Source organism: Nostoc sp. PCC 7524 (assembly GCF_000316645.1).
GTDB lineage: Bacteria > Cyanobacteriota > Cyanobacteriia > Cyanobacteriales > Nostocaceae > Trichormus.
On sequence record NC_019684.1, the window covers coordinates 5,563,354 to 5,582,852 of the forward strand.

Annotated in this window: 13 protein-coding genes and 3 rRNA genes; 6 read left to right on the plus strand and 10 right to left on the minus strand. The window is 43.4% G+C overall.

Features of this window, described 5'->3' with window-relative positions; genetic code table 11:
- Positions 1-120: 120 nt before the first annotated feature.
- On the plus strand, positions 121-675 hold the full coding sequence (locus tag NOS7524_RS22575; protein WP_015140794.1) for a DUF6174 domain-containing protein: 555 nt from the start codon (positions 121-123) through the stop codon (positions 673-675).
- Positions 676-810: 135 nt separating this feature from the next.
- Entirely contained in the window at positions 811-1,050 is a 240-nt protein-coding gene (locus tag NOS7524_RS22580) for a hypothetical protein (protein ID WP_015140795.1), read from the plus strand.
- On the opposite strand, the gene NOS7524_RS22585 is transcribed toward NOS7524_RS22580, so the two are convergent.
- Positions 1,047-1,766 (minus strand): GDYXXLXY domain-containing protein, encoded by a 720-nt coding sequence (locus NOS7524_RS22585; RefSeq protein WP_015140796.1) that lies wholly within the window; start codon positions 1,764-1,766, stop codon positions 1,047-1,049. The genes NOS7524_RS22580 and NOS7524_RS22585 overlap by 4 nt on opposite strands.
- A gap of 141 nt (positions 1,767-1,907) precedes the next feature.
- Positions 1,908-3,344 (minus strand): DUF2157 domain-containing protein, encoded by a 1,437-nt coding sequence (locus NOS7524_RS22590; RefSeq protein WP_015140797.1) that lies wholly within the window; start codon positions 3,342-3,344, stop codon positions 1,908-1,910.
- 294 nt (positions 3,345-3,638) lie between these two features.
- Between NOS7524_RS22590 and NOS7524_RS22595 the strand changes: the two genes are divergently transcribed.
- The gene (locus NOS7524_RS22595; protein WP_015140798.1) at positions 3,639-4,592 is read left to right on the plus strand and encodes an RsmB/NOP family class I SAM-dependent RNA methyltransferase; all 954 of its coding nucleotides are present in this window, start codon (positions 3,639-3,641) and stop codon (positions 4,590-4,592) included.
- Positions 4,593-4,650: 58 nt separating this feature from the next.
- On the opposite strand, the gene rrf is transcribed toward NOS7524_RS22595, so the two are convergent.
- From rrf to NOS7524_RS22615, 4 genes are all read right to left on the minus strand, one after another.
- Positions 4,651-4,768: ribosomal RNA gene (rrf, locus tag NOS7524_RS22600) — 5S ribosomal RNA — on the minus strand.
- A gap of 134 nt (positions 4,769-4,902) precedes the next feature.
- Positions 4,903-7,723, minus strand: a 23S ribosomal RNA gene (locus tag NOS7524_RS22605).
- A gap of 272 nt (positions 7,724-7,995) precedes the next feature.
- Positions 7,996-9,483 (minus strand): 16S ribosomal RNA (locus NOS7524_RS22610).
- The 16S, 23S and 5S rRNA genes sit together here, the layout of an rRNA operon.
- Positions 9,484-9,802: 319 nt before the next feature.
- Entirely contained in the window at positions 9,803-10,477 is a 675-nt protein-coding gene (locus NOS7524_RS22615; RefSeq protein ID WP_015140799.1) for a LuxR C-terminal-related transcriptional regulator, read from the minus strand.
- A gap of 102 nt (positions 10,478-10,579) precedes the next feature.
- Here NOS7524_RS22615 and NOS7524_RS22620 point away from each other — a divergent pair, with 102 nt between their 5' ends.
- Positions 10,580-11,236 carry a DUF3386 domain-containing protein gene (locus NOS7524_RS22620; RefSeq protein ID WP_015140800.1) on the plus strand — a complete coding sequence of 219 codons (657 nt, stop codon included), beginning with the start codon at positions 10,580-10,582 and terminating at the stop codon, positions 11,234-11,236.
- A 172-nt stretch (positions 11,237-11,408) separates the two neighbouring features.
- On the opposite strand, the gene NOS7524_RS27925 is transcribed toward NOS7524_RS22620, so the two are convergent.
- A complete protein-coding gene (locus tag NOS7524_RS27925) occupies positions 11,409-12,290 on the minus strand; it encodes a hypothetical protein (protein ID WP_015140801.1) in 882 nt (293 codons plus the stop codon).
- Between the two features lie 283 nt (positions 12,291-12,573).
- Here NOS7524_RS27925 and NOS7524_RS22630 point away from each other — a divergent pair, with 283 nt between their 5' ends.
- Together NOS7524_RS22630 and NOS7524_RS22635 are read left to right on the plus strand one after the other, a co-directional pair.
- The gene (locus tag NOS7524_RS22630) at positions 12,574-12,864 is read left to right on the plus strand and encodes a hypothetical protein (RefSeq protein WP_015140802.1); all 291 of its coding nucleotides are present in this window, start codon (positions 12,574-12,576) and stop codon (positions 12,862-12,864) included.
- Between the two features lie 299 nt (positions 12,865-13,163).
- Positions 13,164-16,256 (plus strand): ABC transporter transmembrane domain-containing protein, encoded by a 3,093-nt coding sequence (locus NOS7524_RS22635; protein ID WP_015140803.1) that lies wholly within the window; start codon positions 13,164-13,166, stop codon positions 16,254-16,256.
- A 110-nt stretch (positions 16,257-16,366) separates the two neighbouring features.
- Here NOS7524_RS22635 and NOS7524_RS22640 read toward each other — a convergent pair whose 3' ends face one another.
- From NOS7524_RS22640 to NOS7524_RS22650, 3 genes are all read right to left on the minus strand, one after another.
- Positions 16,367-17,761 carry a TldD/PmbA family protein gene (locus NOS7524_RS22640; protein WP_015140804.1) on the minus strand — a complete coding sequence of 465 codons (1,395 nt, stop codon included), beginning with the start codon at positions 17,759-17,761 and terminating at the stop codon, positions 16,367-16,369.
- A gap of 210 nt (positions 17,762-17,971) precedes the next feature.
- A complete protein-coding gene (locus NOS7524_RS22645; RefSeq protein WP_015140805.1) occupies positions 17,972-18,394 on the minus strand; it encodes a hypothetical protein in 423 nt (140 codons plus the stop codon).
- A 119-nt stretch (positions 18,395-18,513) separates the two neighbouring features.
- Complete coding sequence (locus tag NOS7524_RS22650) at positions 18,514-19,350, minus strand: FAD-binding domain-containing protein (RefSeq protein ID WP_015140806.1); 837 nt, start codon at positions 19,348-19,350, stop codon at positions 18,514-18,516.
- Positions 19,351-19,499 lie beyond the last annotated feature (149 nt).

A 19,499-nucleotide genomic window follows, 5' to 3' on the forward strand; every position in this document is an offset into this window, starting at 1 on the left:
GTATTTGATTTCTGAAAAAAACTCAGTACACCCCTACTCTCTCCTTTCCTATTGCCTATTGCCTATTGCCTATTGCCTGGCTACGCAGATAATTTTAGAAATCAAAGCGGATTCCTATATATGAATATTAGCAAGCGATCGCTTCACTCATTGTACCCCCGATGGATAACAATTTTAATGCTCCTTAGTATTGGTGGTGTAGCTTTCTGGAGCCACCAATTATTCTTAAAAAACTACTCTCAACATCAACTAGCACAAGCCCAGAAAAACTGGCAAACACAAGCCATTTCTCATTACCGTTTAAAGATTAATTATTCTGCACCTGATAATTGTCAGCAAGAGGTAGAAATTAAGAATGAAAAAGTCATTGCTATCAAACAAAATACTTGTGCAAGTATACCTCCATTAACTGTTACCGACTTATTCCAAGAAATTGCATCCTCGGCAGATAGTCAAAAATGCGGCCCCAATGGATGTGCTTGTGATGGCCCAGTGAGTGTCAATGCTACCTACGACAATAAGTTTGGCTACCCACGTCAGTTAGAAATATCATTAGCACATCAAAAACGATGGTTATATTTTCACAACTTGAGTGATATATACCCAGGCAGGAATTGTACTTTAATAGGCTTTATTGGCAAAAAAATTAACGTCATTGCCTTCACTCCTATTTAACCGATAAAATTTAGTTTGTAGTTAGGACTTTAGTCCTATCCTTCATTAGCCTAAAAAAATAGATGACATAAGCAGCATAGACGTGTAAAGTATTTGAGAACTACTTAACCTCTATCTGATTTAACACATCCATCTATGGATAGAAAAACTAAACGTCTATTGCTGCTTGTCGCTTCCTGTAGTGTAGCTGGTGTAGTTTTAGGAGGAACTACCAGTTGGGCAGAAAGCAATCTGTGCTTGCAAGCCGACAAGGTTACAAGCGATTGCCTGATTCAAGAACCCATACAAAAAACTATTCAAGGAATGAGTACCGGGTTGTTAGCTGGAGCAGGAGCAGCTTTTGGTGTAGCATGGAATCTACGCCATGAAGACTAGAAACTATAGTTGCGATCGCGTACCCACAAACTCACAGGTACAGCATTACCTTGGGGGTCTACTTTGACCTTGACAGTTATCGGTCTTAGCCGTCTATTTCTAGTGCCGCCAATCGAACGGCGGATATCTTCATTAATCTGCTGACGTTGTTCATCAGGAATACTCAATGTTTCTACACCGTAGTTCACAAAACCATCCTGATAAACACCTCGTAAGGCAACTTGATTATCTGGGAGAGACATAGGTAGAGTGCTGCTGACGCGCACAGGTCGCCAAGCTCTAGGAACACCACGACCAAAGGATTCTTGCCCTCGCAAAATCACGTAAACATTAGTTCCTGAGAGTAATTGTCCGTTCCTCCCCCGATTTCTCCTCGCCAACTCATTCCAACCGGGAAGTCTGCGTAAATTGGAAATCCGAGATATATTGTAGTCTAGGAAGAGACTATAGCCTTGCAAGACATTCTGGGGATTGCTAGATAGAGTTTGCAAAATCACCTCTCTACCCAAAAGATTAGTATAAGCTGCCTGAGTAGGAACAGACAAAATTATCCCTGTTTGTAATGCCAGAGGAACTAAAAGCCGCCAAAAAGGTAGAGGCTGGTTAAATTTTTGCTCAGTCGCTATGAGATAATCCCGAAAAGTCAGCTTCTTCGAGAATTCCGCTTCAGGAGATAAAGTTTTACTTTTTTTGGATTCCGAAGATTCATTGCTCATGGGCGTAGTCCTAAAAATAATCGGTTTTTGGGGCAACTAAAACAGGACTTACGCAACGAGATTTTCCCTCTCAAGTTTCGGGCGTGAACACACAAACTCAAAGTCAAAGGCAAGAGATACTTCTTATTTTGCCTTTAATTTCTACTTCTTAGCAGATGAACTAGATGAACCTGTTAGGCGACGTTCAAACCACATTCCGGCACTCAGCAGAATCGAACCACACATCACAAACACCATTGACTTGAAAAGCAAGTCAGTGTCATACTCCAGCATCTTACTAATCACCAGTAGAGTTAACAATAGCATACCGCCCCAAAAAGATCGTCTATCACTCAGCTTTAATCCCTCTTGAATCAGTCCCCAAGACAATACAACAAATAGCACACTAAAAATAAAACTGCCTAAGTCACCAATGCGACTAATAGCTTGGTGCCAGAATGGTACTACCACGATGAAGCCGAGAAAGGTAGCAATTAGGCCAGTATTAAACACAACTTCCCGACGGGGAGGGTTATTCGTTTGACGTAGCAGAAACAACCATTGCAACACTGCTAGACCACTGAGAATCCCTAAATCGATGATAGGTACAGACATCAAAGTGTTGAAATTATTCCTGGGCAGAAAGGTATTAGTGGAAAAACCCTGCCATTGCCAGCGAAAAGAAAGGGCATAAAAGACTAAGCCAAAAGCAATTAATGCTAAATTACGGGCTAGCGGTTGAAATAGTCTGTAATTGATGGAAGGAAATAGCAGATCATCATAACTCCAGAATAATGCAGGTGGCAGTGCTAAGGCAAAAGATGCCACCCAAGGAGCTACATCGGAGAGATTTAGCAGTGGTAAAGGCTTGAGGTTGAATTGTAGAGAACTAGCAAAGAAAAAAGCTGCTAAAAAGAAAATCCAGCGTGAACGACAGGAGTAGGCTAAAGGCACAAACAACAGCCATGAGATTAAAGGCATATGTCGTACTGCTAATCTTGCCCAATTCCAGTCAGCAGAGGCGTAAGATAAATCTCCCACCCCTAGCCAATAGCCAATCTGTACTAAGATAATCGCCATAATCCCTAAAGAATTTAGGGACAGACTATAAGCCATGAAGGAGACACCAAACCCCCAGGCTAGAAATAATTGAGTAGCAGAACCACTGATATTAAAATTCTGTGCCATCAGTATGATGTTTGCACCCAGAATAAAAGCCGCTAGAATTAGCAGTGCTTCTCCCAGCCATCTATTGTTGCGTCGTGGTTTCTTACCTTCACTACCACCGAGTTTTGGGTCTCTCCAAGTATAAAAACCTGTGATGCTAACTGAGATAAATAAACTCATCATCATGATGAATTTTACTTCTCGTGACCAAGCAAACCAGTTAGCAGCTACGAAGGTTGTCCCACCTAAGACTAAGAGAATACCACCAATAGCGATCGCAATCATCATAAACTGATCACGTGCGATCGCTTCTAAATTATTAAATTGATGGCGGTCTGAAATTTGTTGATATTGAGAAGCACTAATGATCCCTTCATCACGCCATATTTGTGCTTCTCGGCGCAATTTACGCTGAAAATTATCAAAAATCATGACTTTCTCCGGTGCGTTTGGGCAGTTTGGTAATCATTTAGGATTTACGCAAAAATATCTTTAGCCCTTGCAATCAGGATGTAGTCAGAGTGCTGAATAAATAACCTAAAATTAGAACTCAGCACTCAATTTACTCACTACTCGGAACTCAGCACTCATATACCCCTCTTGACCAAACCTTTGATGTTCCTTTAACTAGCAGAGGTTTTATCATCATCAGAATCGTGGTCATTATATTCTAAAGTATGAAGCCAATTAGCTTCTAGGCATTGTTCTTCTGTAACAGTTTTACTAATGGAAAAACCATCAAATTTATTATTGAAACTTGCACGGCGTTTGTTTGAAAACCCTGATAATCAAGAAAAATTTATTCAGGCATTAATTTCTCCCCAGCCCTTTCATCCCTGTATTATTTGGTGTCAGAATAAGCCAGAAATCCTACCTTTTTCAGTAGAATACTCATTAAGTTGGCAGCCAACATTTGTAGACCGTCTACAATTCGGAGAAAAACCCGGTCAACATCCCTTACATCACCAAGGATATTTTTATTGTTTAGATTTTTCTTCTGTATTTGCGGCTTCTGTTTTACTAACAATTTCCCAGCCAGTAAAATTAGTGTTTGATATGTGTGCCGCCCCTGGAGGTAAAAGCATCTTTACTTGGCAAGCCTTACAACCAGAATTACTTATCTGCAATGAAGTGATTGGTAAGCGTTTAGGAATGCTAATTTCTAACTTAAAGCGTTGCCATATCAGCCCTTGTACTCTGTTCAATAGAGACTCTAGTATCTTGGCAGAAAATCTACCACATTCTTGTAATTTAGTATTAGTTGATGCTCCATGTACAGGACAATCCTTACTAGCAAAAGGTGAAAAAGCACCAGGATGTTTTCATCCAACTGCTATTAATAAGAGTGCCAATCGCCAAAAACGAATTATAGCTAATTCCTCACAACTGGTTGCACCCCAAGGCTACCTTGCTTATATGACTTGTACCTACTCACCTGAAGAAAATGAACAAGTTTGCGAGTGGTTTCTATCACGCTTCCCTCAATTTGAAGCAGTTAAAATTAATCATTTACAAAACTATCAGTCACATTTAACAGAGATTCCTTGTTACCGACTCTTTCCCCAAGATAGATTAGGTGCTGGTGCATTTACGGTGTTGTTCCGAAATATTGAAGATGGTCAGGGTAAAGAGTTAGAACCAGAAATTTTAAATGATTTAAATATTATCCAACAATTGTAAAGAGAAAACAAAAAGCTGTCTTATCGAAGATAAGTCAGCTTTTTGGTGAGAAAAAAAGACCTGGCACCGAGCAATTGTGGCAGGAGGCAACCCTCCAACTATCGTAGCCGCAGCAGTGTTTCACCTCTGAGTTCGGGATGGGGTCAGTGTGGTTCCACCGCGCCATAGGCACCAGGAAAAACTGGGGATTGGGGATTGGGGACTGGGGACTGGGAAGAAACTGTCTTAGCTAGTCCCCAGTAGCCAGTCCCCAGTCGCTTACACAACCCTGAAGACTGCAAGAAACGCGATTAATATGCCAATGATAAATGAGGTCAAGCCCTCGGTCTGTTAGTACTCCTCAGCTTCATACATTACTGCACTTCCACTTAGAGCCTATGAACGGGTGTTCTGCCCGTGACCTTACCTACTTAATGTAGTGAGAGCACTCATCTTGAGGTGGGCTTCCCACTTAGATGCTTTCAGCGGTTATCCGCTCCGCACTTGGCTACCCAGCGTCTACTGTTGGTACAATAACTGGTACACCAGCGGTGCGTCCTTCCCGGTCCTCTCGTACTAAGGAAGGCTCCTCTCAATGCTCTTACGCCTGCACCGGATATGGACCGAACTGTCTCACGACGTTCTGAACCCAGCTCACGTACCGCTTTAATGGGCGAACAGCCCAACCCTTGGGACGTACTTCCGCCCCAGGTTGCGATGAGCCGACATCGAGGTGCCAAACCTCCCCGTCGATGTGGACTCTTGGGGGAGATCAGCCTGTTATCCCTAGAGTAACTTTTATCCGTTGAGCGACGGCCATTCCACTCTGCGCCGTCGGATCACTAAGGCCTACTTTCGTACCTGCTCGACTTGTCGGTCTTGCAGTCAAGCTCCCTTTATGCCTTTACACTCGCCGCACGGTTTCCAAGCGTGCTGAGGGAACCTTTGCGCGCCTCCGTTACCTTTTAGGAGGCGACCGCCCCAGTCAAACTGCCCACCTGAAACTGTCCTTCTACCGGGTAACGGTAGCAAGTTAGAATCCTAGCTTCGCCAGAGTGGTATCTCACCGTTGGCTCCATATTCCCCACAAGGAATATCTCTTCGCCTCCCACCTATCCTGCGCAAGCGAAGCCCGGACACAATTCCAGGCTACAGTAAAGCTTCATAGGGTCTTTCTGTCCAGGTGCAGGCAGTCCGTATCTTCACAGACATTCCTATTTCGCCGAGTCTCTCTCTGAGACACCATCCAGATCGTTACGCCTTTCGTGCGGGTCGGAACTTACCCGACAAGGAATTTCGCTACCTTAGGACCGTTATAGTTACGGCCGCCGTTCACCGGGGCTTCGGTCGCCAGCTTCACTTTCGCTGACCAGCTTCCTTAACCTTCCGGCACTGGGCAGGCGTCAGCCCCCATACTTCCTCTTACGAGTTTGCGGAGACCTGTGTTTTTGGTAAACAGTCGCCTGGATCTCTTCACTGCGACCCACCAAGAGTGGGCACCCCTTCTTCCGAAGTTACGGGGCCATTTTGCCGAGTTCCTTAGAGAGAGTTATCTCGCGCCCCTTGGTATTCTCAACCTCCCTACCTGTGTCGGTTTCGGGTACGGGTACAATATCTTCATCACATTCCTAGCTTTTCTTGGCACTATCCTTGACTACTCGGAGTTCGTAAACCCCTCCCAAACCAATCAGGGTGTAGCTATCTTTCATGCGTCCCTAGCAATGCTCCCATATCGTAGTCAGGGATTGTTGACCCTGTGTCCATCGACTACGCCTTTCGGCCTCGCCTTAGGTCCCGACTAACCCAGAGTGGACGAACCTGGCTCTGGAACCCTTAGGGTTTCGGGGCATTGGATTCTCACCAATGTTTGCGCTACTCAAGCCGACATTCTCACTTCCGTTTCGTCCACAGCTGCTCGCCGCTACTGCTTCTCCCTACTACGGAACGCTCCCCTACCGATTAATTACTTAATCCCACAGCTTCGGTACATCGCTTAGCCCCGTTCATTTTCGGCGCAAGACCGCTTGACTAGTGAGCTATTACGCACTCTTTCAAGGGTGGCTGCTTCTAGGCAAACCTCCTAGTTGTCTATGCAGTCTCACCTCCTTTCTCACTTAGCGATGATTTGGGGACCTTAGCTGGTGGTCTGGGCTGTTTCCCTCTTGACAATGAAGCTTATCCCCCACTGTCTCACTGGCAATGTGTCCATCGGGTATTCTGAGTTTGTCTCGATTTGGTACCGGTCTCCCAGCCCGCACCGAAACAGTGCTTTACCCCCCGACTATATTCATTACCGCTGCGCCTCAACACATTTCGGGGAGAACCAGCTAGCTCCTGGTTCGATTGGCATTTCACCCCTAACCACACCTCATCCGCCGATTTTTCAACATCGGTCGGTTCGGACCTCCACTTGGTTTTACCCAAGCTTCATCCTGGACATGGTTAGATCACCAGGGTTCGGGTCTATAAACACTGATTATCGCCCTCTTCAGACTCGCTTTCGCTTTGGCTCCAGCATTCTCGCTTTAACCTACCAGTGCCTATAAGTCGCCGGCTCATTCTTCAACAGGCACGCGGTCATCCGTTTAATCGGACTCCCACTGCTTGTAAGCTCATGGTTTCATGTTCTATTTCACTCCCCTTCCGGGGTTCTTTTCACCTTTCCCTCGCGGTACTTGTTCTCTATCGGTCACACAGTAGTATTTAGCCTTACGAGATGGTCCTCGCTGATTCACATGGGATTCCTCGTGCCCCATGCTACTCGGGATTCAGCTTCTATCCTTTAACTTTCGACTACAGGACTTTCACCTCCTCTGGTGCAGTATTTAGCTGCTTCGTCTAGTCTCTAGATTCGATATCGCTGTCCCACTACCCCATTCGGTAAACCAAATGGTTTAGGCTTTTCCCCTTTCGCTCACCACTACTGAGGGAATCTCTTTTGATTTCTCTTCCTCCAGCTACTAAGATGTTTCAGTTCGCTGGGTTGGCTCTTTCCTGTCTATATATTCAACAGGTAGTATTTAGGGTTGCCCCATTCGGACATCTCCGGCTCATAGTTTGCTTCCAACTCCCCGGAGTATTTCGTCGGTAACCACGTCCTTCTTCGCCTCTGTGTGCCTAGGTATCCACCATGAGCCCTTATTAGCTTGACCACAATTTCATTGGTTTCTCCATTGCAAACACTTTTATCCTTTGGATGTCTGTGTCTGCCTGCTTTCAATCGCGTTTCTATGCAGTTTTCAAGGTTCTGGCTGGTATTCACCCAGCAGTCTAACTCCATAGTTAGTTGCTGACTTTTCCAATCACGTTAAACCGGAAGAGTAATACTTTGAAAGCTTTTACCAATCTCGACCGACCTAGAGTAGACCATCTCCAAATCTATTCACTTTCGCTTTCGATTTGTGAGTGGATTCGGTCTCCCTCAAAAGGAGGTGATCCAGCCACACCTTCCGGTACGGCTACCTTGTTACGACTTCACCCCAGTCACCAGCACTGCCTTAGGCATCCTCCTCCACGAATGGTTGGAGTAATGACTTCGGGCGTTGCCAGCTTCCATGGTGTGACGGGCGGTGTGTACAAGGCCCGGGAACGAATTCACTGCAGTATGCTGACCTGCAATTACTAGCGATTCCTCCTTCACGCAGGCGAGTTGCAGCCTGCGATCTGAACTGAGCTACGGTTTGTGAGATTTGCTTGCTATCGCTAGCTTGCTGCCCTTTGTCCGTAGCATTGTAGTACGTGTGTAGCCCAAGACGTAAGGGGCATGCTGACTTGACGTCATCCCCACCTTCCTCCGGTTTGTCACCGGCAGTCTCTCTAGAGTGCCCAACTTAATGCTGGCAACTAAAAACGAGGGTTGCGCTCGTTGCGGGACTTAACCCAACATCTCACGACACGAGCTGACGACAGCCATGCACCACCTGTGTTCGCGCTCCCGAAGGCACTCTCCCCTTTCAAGAAGATTCGCGACATGTCAAGTCTTGGTAAGGTTCTTCGCGTTGCATCGAATTAAACCACATACTCCACCGCTTGTGCGGGCCCCCGTCAATTCCTTTGAGTTTCACACTTGCGTGCGTACTCCCCAGGCGGGATACTTAACGCGTTGGCTCCGGCACGGCTCGGGTCGATACAAGCCACGCCTAGTATCCATCGTTTACGGCTAGGACTACTGGGGTATCTAATCCCATTCGCTCCCCTAGCTTTCGTCCCTCAGTGTCAGTCACGGCCTAGCAGAACGCTTTCGCCACCGGTGTTCTTCCTGATCTCTACGCATTTCACCGCTACACCAGGAATTCCTTCTGCCCCGAACGCACTCTAGCTGTGTAGTTTCCACTGCCTTTACAAGGTTGAGCCTTGCTCTTTAACAGCAGACTTTCACAACCACCTACGGACTCTTTACGCCCAATCATTCCGGATAACGCTTGCATCCTCCGTATTACCGCGGCTGCTGGCACGGAGTTAGCCGATGCTTATTCCTCAAGTACCTTCATATCTTATTCCTTGAGAAAAGAGGTTTACAACCCAAGAGCCTTCCTCCCTCACGCGGTATTGCTCCGTCAGGCTTTCGCCCATTGCGGAAAATTCCCCACTGCTGCCTCCCGTAGGAGTCTGGGCCGTGTCTCAGTCCCAGTGTGGCTGATCATCCTCTCAGACCAGCTACTGATCGTCGCCTTGGTAGTCCCTTACACTACCAACTAGCTAATCAGTCGCGAGCTCATTTTCAGGCAGCAAGCCTTTCACCTCTCGGCACATCCGGTATTAGCCACCGTTTCCAGTGGTTGTCCCCGACCTGAATGCAGATTCTCACGTGTTACTCACCCGTCCGCCACTATCTCCGAAAAGACCGTTCGACTTGCATGTGTTAAGCATACCGCCAGCGTTCATCCTGAGCCAGGATCAAACTCTCCGTTTTGTTGTGTTTCGAGTTTGTTATCTGAAAAAACTTGTCTCTCAGATTCCTTGCTATAATTTTTTAATGTTTTTGGGAACTCCCAAAACCAAATTTATTTGACGAGGTTGGTTACTTCTTCGCTTTCAAAGTATTCTTTTTTCTCGGTTCAGTGGTCTTAGCTCTCTCGCCTTGACACTTTATCTAGATTAGCGAATATTTCTAGCTTCGTCAAGGGGTAAATTCACTTTTTTTCTAAATTGCACCTTTTGCGGAGAATGTCGGAGGCTATAAAGCTTATTGGATAAGATTCACAACACAAAAAAAATTCTGAATTTTCATCTCATTTCGGAATTAGCAAATCTTGCAATCTGGCTACCATCTCAGCACGAGCTGATACTCTTAGTTTGCGGAACATTCTTTTTAAGGCTTGCTTGACAGAGTTTTGAGTAATCCACAGCCTTTGGGCAATTTCAGCATTAGTTAATCCTTGTGCCACCAGTTCAGCTATTTGTAGTTCGCGTGGGGTCAAGGGATTAGTTGATGAAGGGGGAAATGTTTTTGGGGTAGTTCTTAGGGTGGCGAGTTTGGCAGACAAATGAATACAGAGGGCGCTGAGGTCGGCTAAATTGCTGGCGTTAAAGGGTGGATTTCCTCGATCACGGGCAAAATTTAGTGTTCCGATCAGGCGACCATCGCAAATAATTGGGCCTGTCATGACGTGTTCGTGGTCATGGCGTGGACATAGGTGTTTCCAGTCTTCTGGGGTTAATATGAGTTGTTCATGGGCGGGGGAATGGCGCTCAACTACATATTGCCCAATAGGATTACTTTCTAAACATACGGCTGGGATTGTCTGAGCATCGGTATCAGTTTTTGACTGACTATCTACTAAATAGATCCCCCAACGTTGCACGCCAAAGTACTCGCCAATTTTATCCATGAGGACTGGTTGTAGTTCTTCCTCGGTACGGATATTAGCGATCGCATGAAATACATCGTGTAGAGAAATAGGCATAAGTGTACCCAGTTGGGGTCTATGCGAGACTCAACAATTACTTCTATGCTAATACCAGCAAGACTAAAAAGCGACTATAACTAATTGCGCTAGGAGAAGCACATGACAGTTACACAACTCTCTGCTCAGGAACTTTTCCGGGCTGCTTATGACAACCGTTACACTTGGGACAAAAATTTCCCTGGTTATACAGCAGACATTACCTATAAACATGATAATCAGGTAATTACAGGTAAAGTTACTATCAATGCCGAACTCAAAGCGGAAGTTTTGGGTATAGATGACGAGTCCGCGAAAAAAACAATTCATGGACAAGCATGGGAGATAGCTATTCACCGTGTGCGTCGCACCTTTGAAGAAACCCACGGTGCCAATACTTTTCGTTATGGTGCAACTGATGAGAATGATGCTGTGGAAATTTTAATGGGCGGTAAGGCTGAAGGCGATCGCTACAAAGTCCACAATAATATAGTTACCCTCGTCCACCGTCATATTCATGGTGTTGTTGTCACTATTAATACCTTTAGTGTTCACGAGACTGGGGAAGGCTATCTATCTCATACCTATGACTCGGTTTACCATGAACCTCAAACTGGGGAACAAAGAGGCGGAGTCAGCAACTTTGTAGATGAGTATGAAAAAGTTGGCGCTTATTTCATTCTTAATCGTCGGGAAATTCGCACTGAAATCGCAGGACAAACCTCAGTTCAGGAATTCATCTTCTCTAATATTCAGTTATTAGATCCTGTTGCTGCTTAAGCTGAAGATTTCAGTTATCAATATCATATATTCTCACATAAATCAGGGATACGGCTAACAACGTCGTATCCCTGATTTATGAATGGGTCTAATGGGTCAGAAGTATCAAAAACTGGGTCAAATTCTTAGGGATAAGTTAGAACTTAGGTTATCGCACACAATATCTACTTAGTTACTTTTTAGCTGACAAGTAAGTTGGCATACTTTTTTGGCGTTTACGTTTTAGTACAACACCCATAACACCGCAACTGAAAATTATAGCTATGCAAGTTGAAGGCTCAGACACCGAAACTTTAGCTTGATTTCTATTAACAGCAATTAAAGCAAAACTTGTTTTATTTGTAAAATAACTTTGCACAGAACCATTAAAATAGGCTGTTGCCAATTTTTGATCGCCTCTCAAATTCTCGTCATTAATATCGGCAAATTCAGCGTTTAATATAATATGGTCACTTATTTTGTAATCGATAAAATCGATGTTACTTGATTTTGTAGATAAGTTGGCTGCAACTTGAAAAAAGTCTAATACATTATTATTGCTAATATCGATTAATGCAAAACTTATATCCCCAATTGCCTCAGCACTCCCCACTGTAGGATGCTCTAATGATGTTCCCATGTTCAAATCGGCTTCAAAGTTAAAAGAGAAAAGTGTATTTTCTTCTACCTCAAAGATACCTTTAACTATAGCCTCACTTTCTGCCAGACCTAGAAAATCCTTATTGTTACCTATAGCTTCACTGTAAGTGATATTTAATGCTTCTGAGGGATTTGAACCTAAAAACGCGATCGCATTAGCTTCACTTACTACAGTACCATCTGGAGAAATAGATATGGTATTGACATCCGTATTAGTAAAGCTATCCAAAGGCCTGTGACTAAAATCAGTCAATGCTAATCTGCCTTCAGAAAAAGCAAAGGTAGCAGCTCGGCTAGGTGCAGCTAATAAAACTGAACTAGCTAGTAATGAAGTAGTAAATAGTAACAGATGTTTACTATATTCTAAGTATGGCTTCAGACAAATTTGATGAAATTCTTTATTTATCCAATTCATTTGCTTAGATAAGTAATGAGAGAGTGATATTAAAAAGAATAATTCATCTTTAATAATAATCCAGCCAAAAAGGCTATAAGTTACGCCATTATGGCTCGAAATTTTAAATTTAGTTCTGATCTATATATAAAATTTGATAGCTAACTTTACCGAAAATACAAAATAAAAAGTTTTCCTCAAGAAAAGAAAAGTCAGCCAATTTGGCGATACAAATAAAATTTAAGCAGCTACATTGTGAACAACAACTCAAGCGAGTTGATCAACATAACAAGGAACAACAACCATGATTATTTCTGATCTAAACTACTTTGAAGATGTAACTCAAGAAATCGTTGGTGCTGGTGGCGTTTCTTTCAAAAGCTACTTCTATAAAGATGTAGATGTAAATGAAAAAATCGACAACAAAATCAAAAACAAAATTTACTCTGACGTGTACATCAAAGGCAATGCTGCTGAATCTCAAGCTGTAGCTGATGCTTATGGCGACAATACCAAAACCCTGACTTTGGTAGGAACTCAAACCACAGAATATTATTCTGAATCCTTTGGTAAAGCCATTTCTGCCACTTATTAAGTTCTGACAAATCTTATTATTATCTAGCCTACCCATAGTATGGGATGCAATGGGGATGGTTAAACAATTGCTGAAAGCTTTTTACTAAAAGTTTTCAGCAATTATTCTAGTTGTCTGCGGAATATGAGCAAAATGTCGAGCAGACTTCAGATAACTTTTCAGTTAGGCAAGATATAGATTGATATTTAAATTGGTTAATAAACATATCACTATACATTTTAGATTGTAAAAATCGGTGATTATTAACAATTGCAATTAATATTTAATTAAAAAATAGCTGTTAAATATTTATTGAAATCATGAAACAAAGACTAGAAGATAAAAGTAACAGTTTTTTTGTAAAGGTTGGTGAAGATCGCCAATTATTATTTGATATTCTAATTAATCTATTTCCTGATAATAACCAGTTAGTGTTTGACTTGTGTCAAGCATTTGAAATACGTGAGTTTGAACTAGGAGATGAACTGGTTGATCAAGCTCACAACTCTCAAGGCTGCTATATAATTTGCCAGGGTCAGGTACGACTGGTCAGTTTTCATACCACTTTACAAAGAGAAATTGCAGTTTCCTTGCTGGGAGTGGGGGAAAGTTATGGAGCAGACGAACTGTTTGACGATCGCCCCCAATCTTACCGGGCGATCGCTGCAAGTTCTGGAATCGTCGCTGTTATTCCCATGACTAAGCTGAAGGTGTGGTGCGATCGCTTGTCTCAATTATCAGATTACCTGATTCGTATGACTGCGAATCGGCAAACTCTGATATTTTTTAAAACGGTTGTGAATCTGCAAACACCAACAACCAAGCTTTCCAGCCATACCCTCAAGGAACTGTTATCTTACCTAGTAGAAATCAAAATTCCTGCTGGTGAGGTACTATCTGAATGTACTTCCTGTGATACTGGCCGCTTTTGGCTGCGTAGTGGTCAAATTCACAGCCCAGAAAACCCATCATTACTTTGCCCTAAAATTGGCGACAGTTGGGCATATCCTGAGCCAGTAACCAGTGATTGGATTGCTCAAACAGATTTATTAGTTTATCAACTGCCGATAGCACATTGGGAAATAGCCCAAGCAATAGCTCCACAATTATTAGGTGTGCCTGCCTCAAAGTCTATTCAGAAAAAAGCTAGAAGTCGCCAAATTCCCACCAATCCCACACCCATACTGAATTCCCAAGCGCCATCTTCTCAGCCAGAGTCTAATCTGATTGCCTTTCCCCAACCAAGTAAGCAACGCCGTTCTTGGTTGGGCAAACGTTATCCATTCATTCAGCAGCAAAGCATTTCTGATTGTGGCCCCGCTTGCTTGGCGATGATTTCCCAATACTGGGGTAAAAAATTCAGCATGAATATGTTGCGGAATCTAGCAAATGTGGCTCGTGCTGGAGCCTCTTTGAAAAGTTTAGCTGTAGCCGCAGAAACCATAGGATTTCAAGCTAGACCAGTCAGGGCAAGTTTTAATCGCATAGCCAATCAGCATCATCCTTGGATTGCCCATTGGCAGGGAGATCATTATATAGTTGTCTATCAAGTCCAAAAAAATCATGTGATTGTTTCCGACCCTGCTATTGGACGGAAAAAGCTAACTTTGCAAGCATTTCAAGCTGGCTGGACTGGGTTTGCTCTGCTTTTATCTCCTACACCACAATTAAAAGCAGTACCATCCTCTAAACCTTCCTTGGGGAAATTTTGGGGTGCATTTTTGCCTTATCGTGCCATGCTGTGGCCGATTATGATCACCTCCTTACTACTGCAAGTATTTGGTTTGATTACGCCCCTGTTTACTCAAATTATTCTTGATCAAGTAGTAGTACACAAAAGCTTAAGCACCCTGCATATTTTTGTGATCGGGTTATTGGTATTTAGTCTTTGGCGCATTGCTTTGGTGAATATTCGCCAATATATGCTGGACTATTTTTCTAACCGAGTAGATCTAACGTTAATCACTGGCTTTATTACCCATACTTTGAATTTACCTCTCCAGTTTTTTGCTACGCGTCATGTAGGCGATATCATGACTCGCGTGCAAGAGAACCATAAAATTCAGGTATTTCTAACGAAACAAGCGATCGCAGCTTGGTTAGATGCTTTAACCGCAATTGTCTATGTCGGGTTAATGGCATATTACAACTGGCAATTAACTCTATTAGTGTTGGCATTACTACCACCAATTATTTTATTGACAGTGGCTGCTAGTCCCATACTGCGTCAAGTATCGCGGGAAATTTTTAATGAGGCTGCCAAGCAAAACTCCTCTCTAGTAGAAATGCTCACAGGTGTAGCTACAGTCAAAGCGGCGGCAGCAGAACGTGATTTGCGCTGGCTGTGGGAAGACCACTTAACCAGTACAGTTAATGCTAAATTTCGCGGTCAGAAATTGGCGATAGGTTTACAGGTAATTAGTGGACTGATTAATACTTTGGGCAGTACAGCATTACTGTGGTATTCAGCTACATTAGTCATTCAAGACCAACTCAGCATAGGTCAATTAGTCGCCTTTAATATGCTGATTGGCAATGTGATTGGCCCAATTTTATCGCTAGTGGGGCTTTGGGATGAGTTGCAAGAAGTAATGGTTTCAGTAGAACGGTTGGATGATGTCTTCAACACTCAAGCGGAAGAAACTCCAGAAAAATCAATGCTAGTTTTACCGCCGCTACGGGGTGACGTGCAATTTGAGAATGTCACCTTCCGTTATGGTGTAGATGATGAGCGCAATATTCTGCAAAATATTTCCTTTACAGCGCACCCTGGGCAAACTATTGCCATTGTTGGGCGTAGTGGTTCTGGTAAGAGTACCTTAGTCAGTCTCCTACAGGGTTTATATCATCCCACCAATGGCAAAATTTTGGTGGATGGTCATGATATCCGCCATGTTTCCCCCCAATCGTTACGCCGTCAATTAGGCGTAGTACCACAAGAGTGCTTTTTATTTTCCGGTACGATTTTAGAGAATATTACCCTTTATCGCGAACAATATAGTTTAGAAGAAGTAATTGAGGTGAGTAAATTAGCCGAAGCTCACGCTTTCATTCAAAGTTTACCACTGGGGTATAACACCAAAGTAGGAGAACGGGGTTCTAGTCTATCTGGTGGACAAAGACAAAGAATTGCGATCGCGCGTGCTATTTTAAGTAATCCCAAAATCCTGATTTTAGATGAAGCTACCAGTTCTCTAGATACTGAATCAGAGCGACGGTTTCAGCAAAATCTACAACGAATTAGCAAAGAACGCACAACTTTTATCATTGCTCACCGTCTCTCTACAGTGCGAAGTGCTGACTCTATCCTTGTACTAGATAAAGGTGTGATTGTTGAGCAAGGTAATCACGATGAACTCATGAAACTACGAAGTTTGTACTTTCATCTGGTACACCAGCAAATTGATGTATGAGGACTGGGGATTGGGGATTGGGGATTGGGGATTGGGAAAAATATCTTTTCGCTTTTACCTTTAACTCCCCAACTGGACTTAATGTCTCAACTTGAAAGTGAAAGCCAGGATCAGGTTTCTCCCCCTACTACTACATCTCTAATCCGTAGACTGGGGCCTCCACAGCCTACGGGTAAACCATTTTGTCCACCTTTGCCACAGCCGCCGGATTCATCCCAGTAAAAATCATCACCAATGGCTTCAATATCTGCCAAGGTTTGAAATACATTACCGGAAAGTGTGACATCTTTGACAGGTTCTGCAATTTTGCCATTTCTAATCATCCACGCTTCCCCAGCACTGAAGGTGAACATTTCACCGTTAGTCATCCCACCTAGCCAATTACGGGCATACACTCCTTCTTTGATATCAGTGAATAAATCTGCTACTGGTGTTGTACCTCGTTCAATCCAAGTGTTGGTCATCCGCACAATCGGAGTGAAGTGATAATTAAGACAACGAGCATTGCCTGTAGGAGTTTCGTCTAACTTACCTGCGGTTTCACGAGAATGTAAACGACCTACTAAAATACCGTCTTTAATTAGTTGTGTCGTAGTTGCTGGTGTACCTTCATCATCATAAAAGTAACTACCACGATGTCCCTGTGGGGCTGCACCATCAAAAATTTGCAATTCTTCGGGGCCAAATCGCCGTCCGATAGTCATTACCTCTAACAAATCGGGGTTTTCGTAAGCCATATCAGCCTCTGAAAGATGTCCAAAGGCTTCGTGAACAAATAAACCGGTGAGAATGGGGTCTATAACTACGGTGTAAGTATTTCCTTTGACTGAGGGGAGAGATAAAGCGGCAACAGCCCTTTGTGCGGCACTTTTAACTTGTTCATCCAAGTTAATCAAATCTTCGTAGGCTTGGCGAGAACCTGTTGTTTCTCTACCAGTTTGGACAGTTTCACCATTTCTGGCTGTGGCTGCAAAGCGCATTTCCATATCCACCCAAGACTGCTGAATGAGAGTACCTTCTGAGGTGGCGATGATGATTTGCTGGGAACTGTCACTGTAACGGACTGAGGTAGTAGTAATGCGACGGTCAAAACTTCTTAGTAGTTCAGTATAGCGATCGCACAATTCTTTTTTTTGCGAAAGTGGAACTTGGCGAGGGTTTTTACCCGTTAGGGGTAAAGTGCATAGTGCTTGCACTGGGTCAATAGGTGCAAGTATTGTTTCCTCATCACCAACCATCCGCGCAGCTGTAATTGCTTCTTCGATGCGTTCTTGAATGGTGGCAAGCTGATTAAAACTGCTTAACCCCCAACCACCTTTGTAACAAGCGCGGATATGTCCACCAATGGAAATCCCTTCACTGAGGGTTTCTACCTTGTCGCCACGCAACAAGATATCAGTCCCTTCTGCTTCCTCTAGGCGAATCATCAAATAGTCTACACGCGATGAGTAGCGGGTAATGAGGTCAGAAAGTAAGTTTTGTGCGTCCACAAGTGTAGTTGCCATCTCTCAGTAGTCACCACGACGAACTGCATTTATTTTGCAATTATTTGGGCAAGCTCGGCTAGGGGATTAAGGCGTAGGGTAAGGATAAATTGTGTTTATGGGTATGAGTAGGCGATCGCTGGATCGTGGATCTGCAATTGCTTTGCGCTAAACTAATCTCCGCAAGGAGACTGAAACAATCATCAAATTTCACCTACCTGCATAGATTAGCTAATCAAAAACATACTTTTCTGCTACCTTCCAATAGCGTGAAAACCGCTTCAAATCAATATATCCGTCATAATCAAAAAACGGTTCTACTTCAAACACTTCCAACTTTAAATAACGCTCAATTTCATCACATATATTCTTAAACCTAGGGCTGGGGCTATCTGCTGTTGCCACTAAATCAGAATCATGTTCTTTAGCAAAGGCTAAAATTTCTTGTGCTACATTCCCACGACGGATTTCAACAGGCAACTCTAGCAAGCATTCATAAATAAAAGTGATTCGCTTGAGACTAAGTTGCCATTCTTCTATCAAAGCATCATCCCAAACCCAAATCGCTGGAGCATCTGGGTATTCTTGTAGTGCAGGGTTAAAGGGACTGAGACAGTCACCATGTATCCAAACAATTGGTTTATTTTTAGTCATTAGTCATTAGTCCATAGGCAATAGGCAATAGGCAATAGGCAATAGTCATTAATCATTAGTTATTCTCCTCTGCTTTTCTGCTTCCCAGTCCCCAATCCCCAATCCCCAATCCCCAGTCCCTATCGCTTCTTCCCACGTTGCCAACTTTGACTGTTGGGTTTTTTGGTAAATTCGCCTTTGGGAAATAATCGCTGTTCTAACTCTTCATAACTACCTTCAAAGTCACAATGACCATAAAGAGGACATTTTTGACAGTAAACGCTTTTAGTGTAGCGTTCTAGGTTTTCGCGGTTGAAAAAATAAGGTTTGTGACTGAAGGTGCTAGCTACCCACTGCCACGACATATTATTGCTAGCAGGATCGCCATCTAACAAGTGTTCTAAAAACCATTTAGCGCCTGCTTGCCAACGAATGCGTCGCCAATGAACAACATAAGCTGCTATCCACATTCGTGCATGATTATGTAGGTAGCCAGTCTCTCGTAATTCTTGGCTGAAGTTATCGATGCAAACTAAGCCTGTGCTTCCATCTTTAATGTCTTGGGGTAAATCTGGTGCGTATTCTGTAGGGGTGTAGCCTGTTTTGTATTCTTCTTGGTCTTGCCAAATATCATCACCTAACTTGGCATATAATCGCTGCCAGTAGTCACGCCAGCCTAATTCGTTGATCAGTTTTGTGGCATGATCAGGGTTTTCCACTTTATCTAAGACATAATCACGAATTTCTCGTAAGCTGAGAACCCCATAACGGATGTATGGTGAAAGTCGGGTTACATCCCCTGTGAGCAAGTTACGTGTTTTTGCGTAGGATGCTGGGTTGACTTTTTGCATAGCTCTCTGAGCTGCTTTCCTGCCGCCTATAGTGTTACTAATATGATCATCACGCTCTGCTGCTTGGGGGAATTGTTCACGCAGATAAGCAACTAATTCATCTCGACTCGAAAAATCACTTAGCATAAATTTACGTATTTATACAATCTATACGGCTGACAATATTTGAGGATAGCAGGTTAAATAGCTTATGCCATAAAAACTACATAGCAGTGTTAACTCAAGTTTTATCTATATATAGACTTACGCATGGGTAATGAAAAAACAAGGTTGGC

What these genes read in the sequence shown, in the direction of transcription:
- NOS7524_RS22580 (WP_015140795.1), top strand. Translation starts at nt 811, where the DNA reads ATGGATAGAAAAACTAAACGTCTATTGCTGCTTGTCGCTTCCTGTAGT.
- NOS7524_RS22650 (WP_015140806.1), bottom strand. Translation starts at nt 19,350, where the DNA reads ATGCTAAGTGATTTTTCGAGTCGAGATGAATTAGTTGCTTATCTGCGT.
- NOS7524_RS22645 (WP_015140805.1), bottom strand. Translation starts at nt 18,394, where the DNA reads ATGACTAAAAATAAACCAATTGTTTGGATACATGGTGACTGTCTCAGT.
- NOS7524_RS27925 (WP_015140801.1), bottom strand. Translation starts at nt 12,290, where the DNA reads ATGAATTGGATAAATAAAGAATTTCATCAAATTTGTCTGAAGCCATAC.
- NOS7524_RS22635 (WP_015140803.1), top strand. Translation starts at nt 13,164, where the DNA reads ATGAAACAAAGACTAGAAGATAAAAGTAACAGTTTTTTTGTAAAGGTT.
- NOS7524_RS22595 (WP_015140798.1), top strand. Translation starts at nt 3,639, where the DNA reads ATGGAAAAACCATCAAATTTATTATTGAAACTTGCACGGCGTTTGTTT.
- NOS7524_RS22630 (WP_015140802.1), top strand. Translation starts at nt 12,574, where the DNA reads ATGATTATTTCTGATCTAAACTACTTTGAAGATGTAACTCAAGAAATC.
- NOS7524_RS22620 (WP_015140800.1), top strand. Translation starts at nt 10,580, where the DNA reads ATGACAGTTACACAACTCTCTGCTCAGGAACTTTTCCGGGCTGCTTAT.
- NOS7524_RS22615 (WP_015140799.1), bottom strand. Translation starts at nt 10,477, where the DNA reads ATGCCTATTTCTCTACACGATGTATTTCATGCGATCGCTAATATCCGT.
- NOS7524_RS22575 (WP_015140794.1), top strand. Translation starts at nt 121, where the DNA reads ATGAATATTAGCAAGCGATCGCTTCACTCATTGTACCCCCGATGGATA.
- NOS7524_RS22640 (WP_015140804.1), bottom strand. Translation starts at nt 17,761, where the DNA reads ATGGCAACTACACTTGTGGACGCACAAAACTTACTTTCTGACCTCATT.
- NOS7524_RS22585 (WP_015140796.1), bottom strand. Translation starts at nt 1,766, where the DNA reads ATGAGCAATGAATCTTCGGAATCCAAAAAAAGTAAAACTTTATCTCCT.
- NOS7524_RS22590 (WP_015140797.1), bottom strand. Translation starts at nt 3,344, where the DNA reads ATGATTTTTGATAATTTTCAGCGTAAATTGCGCCGAGAAGCACAAATA.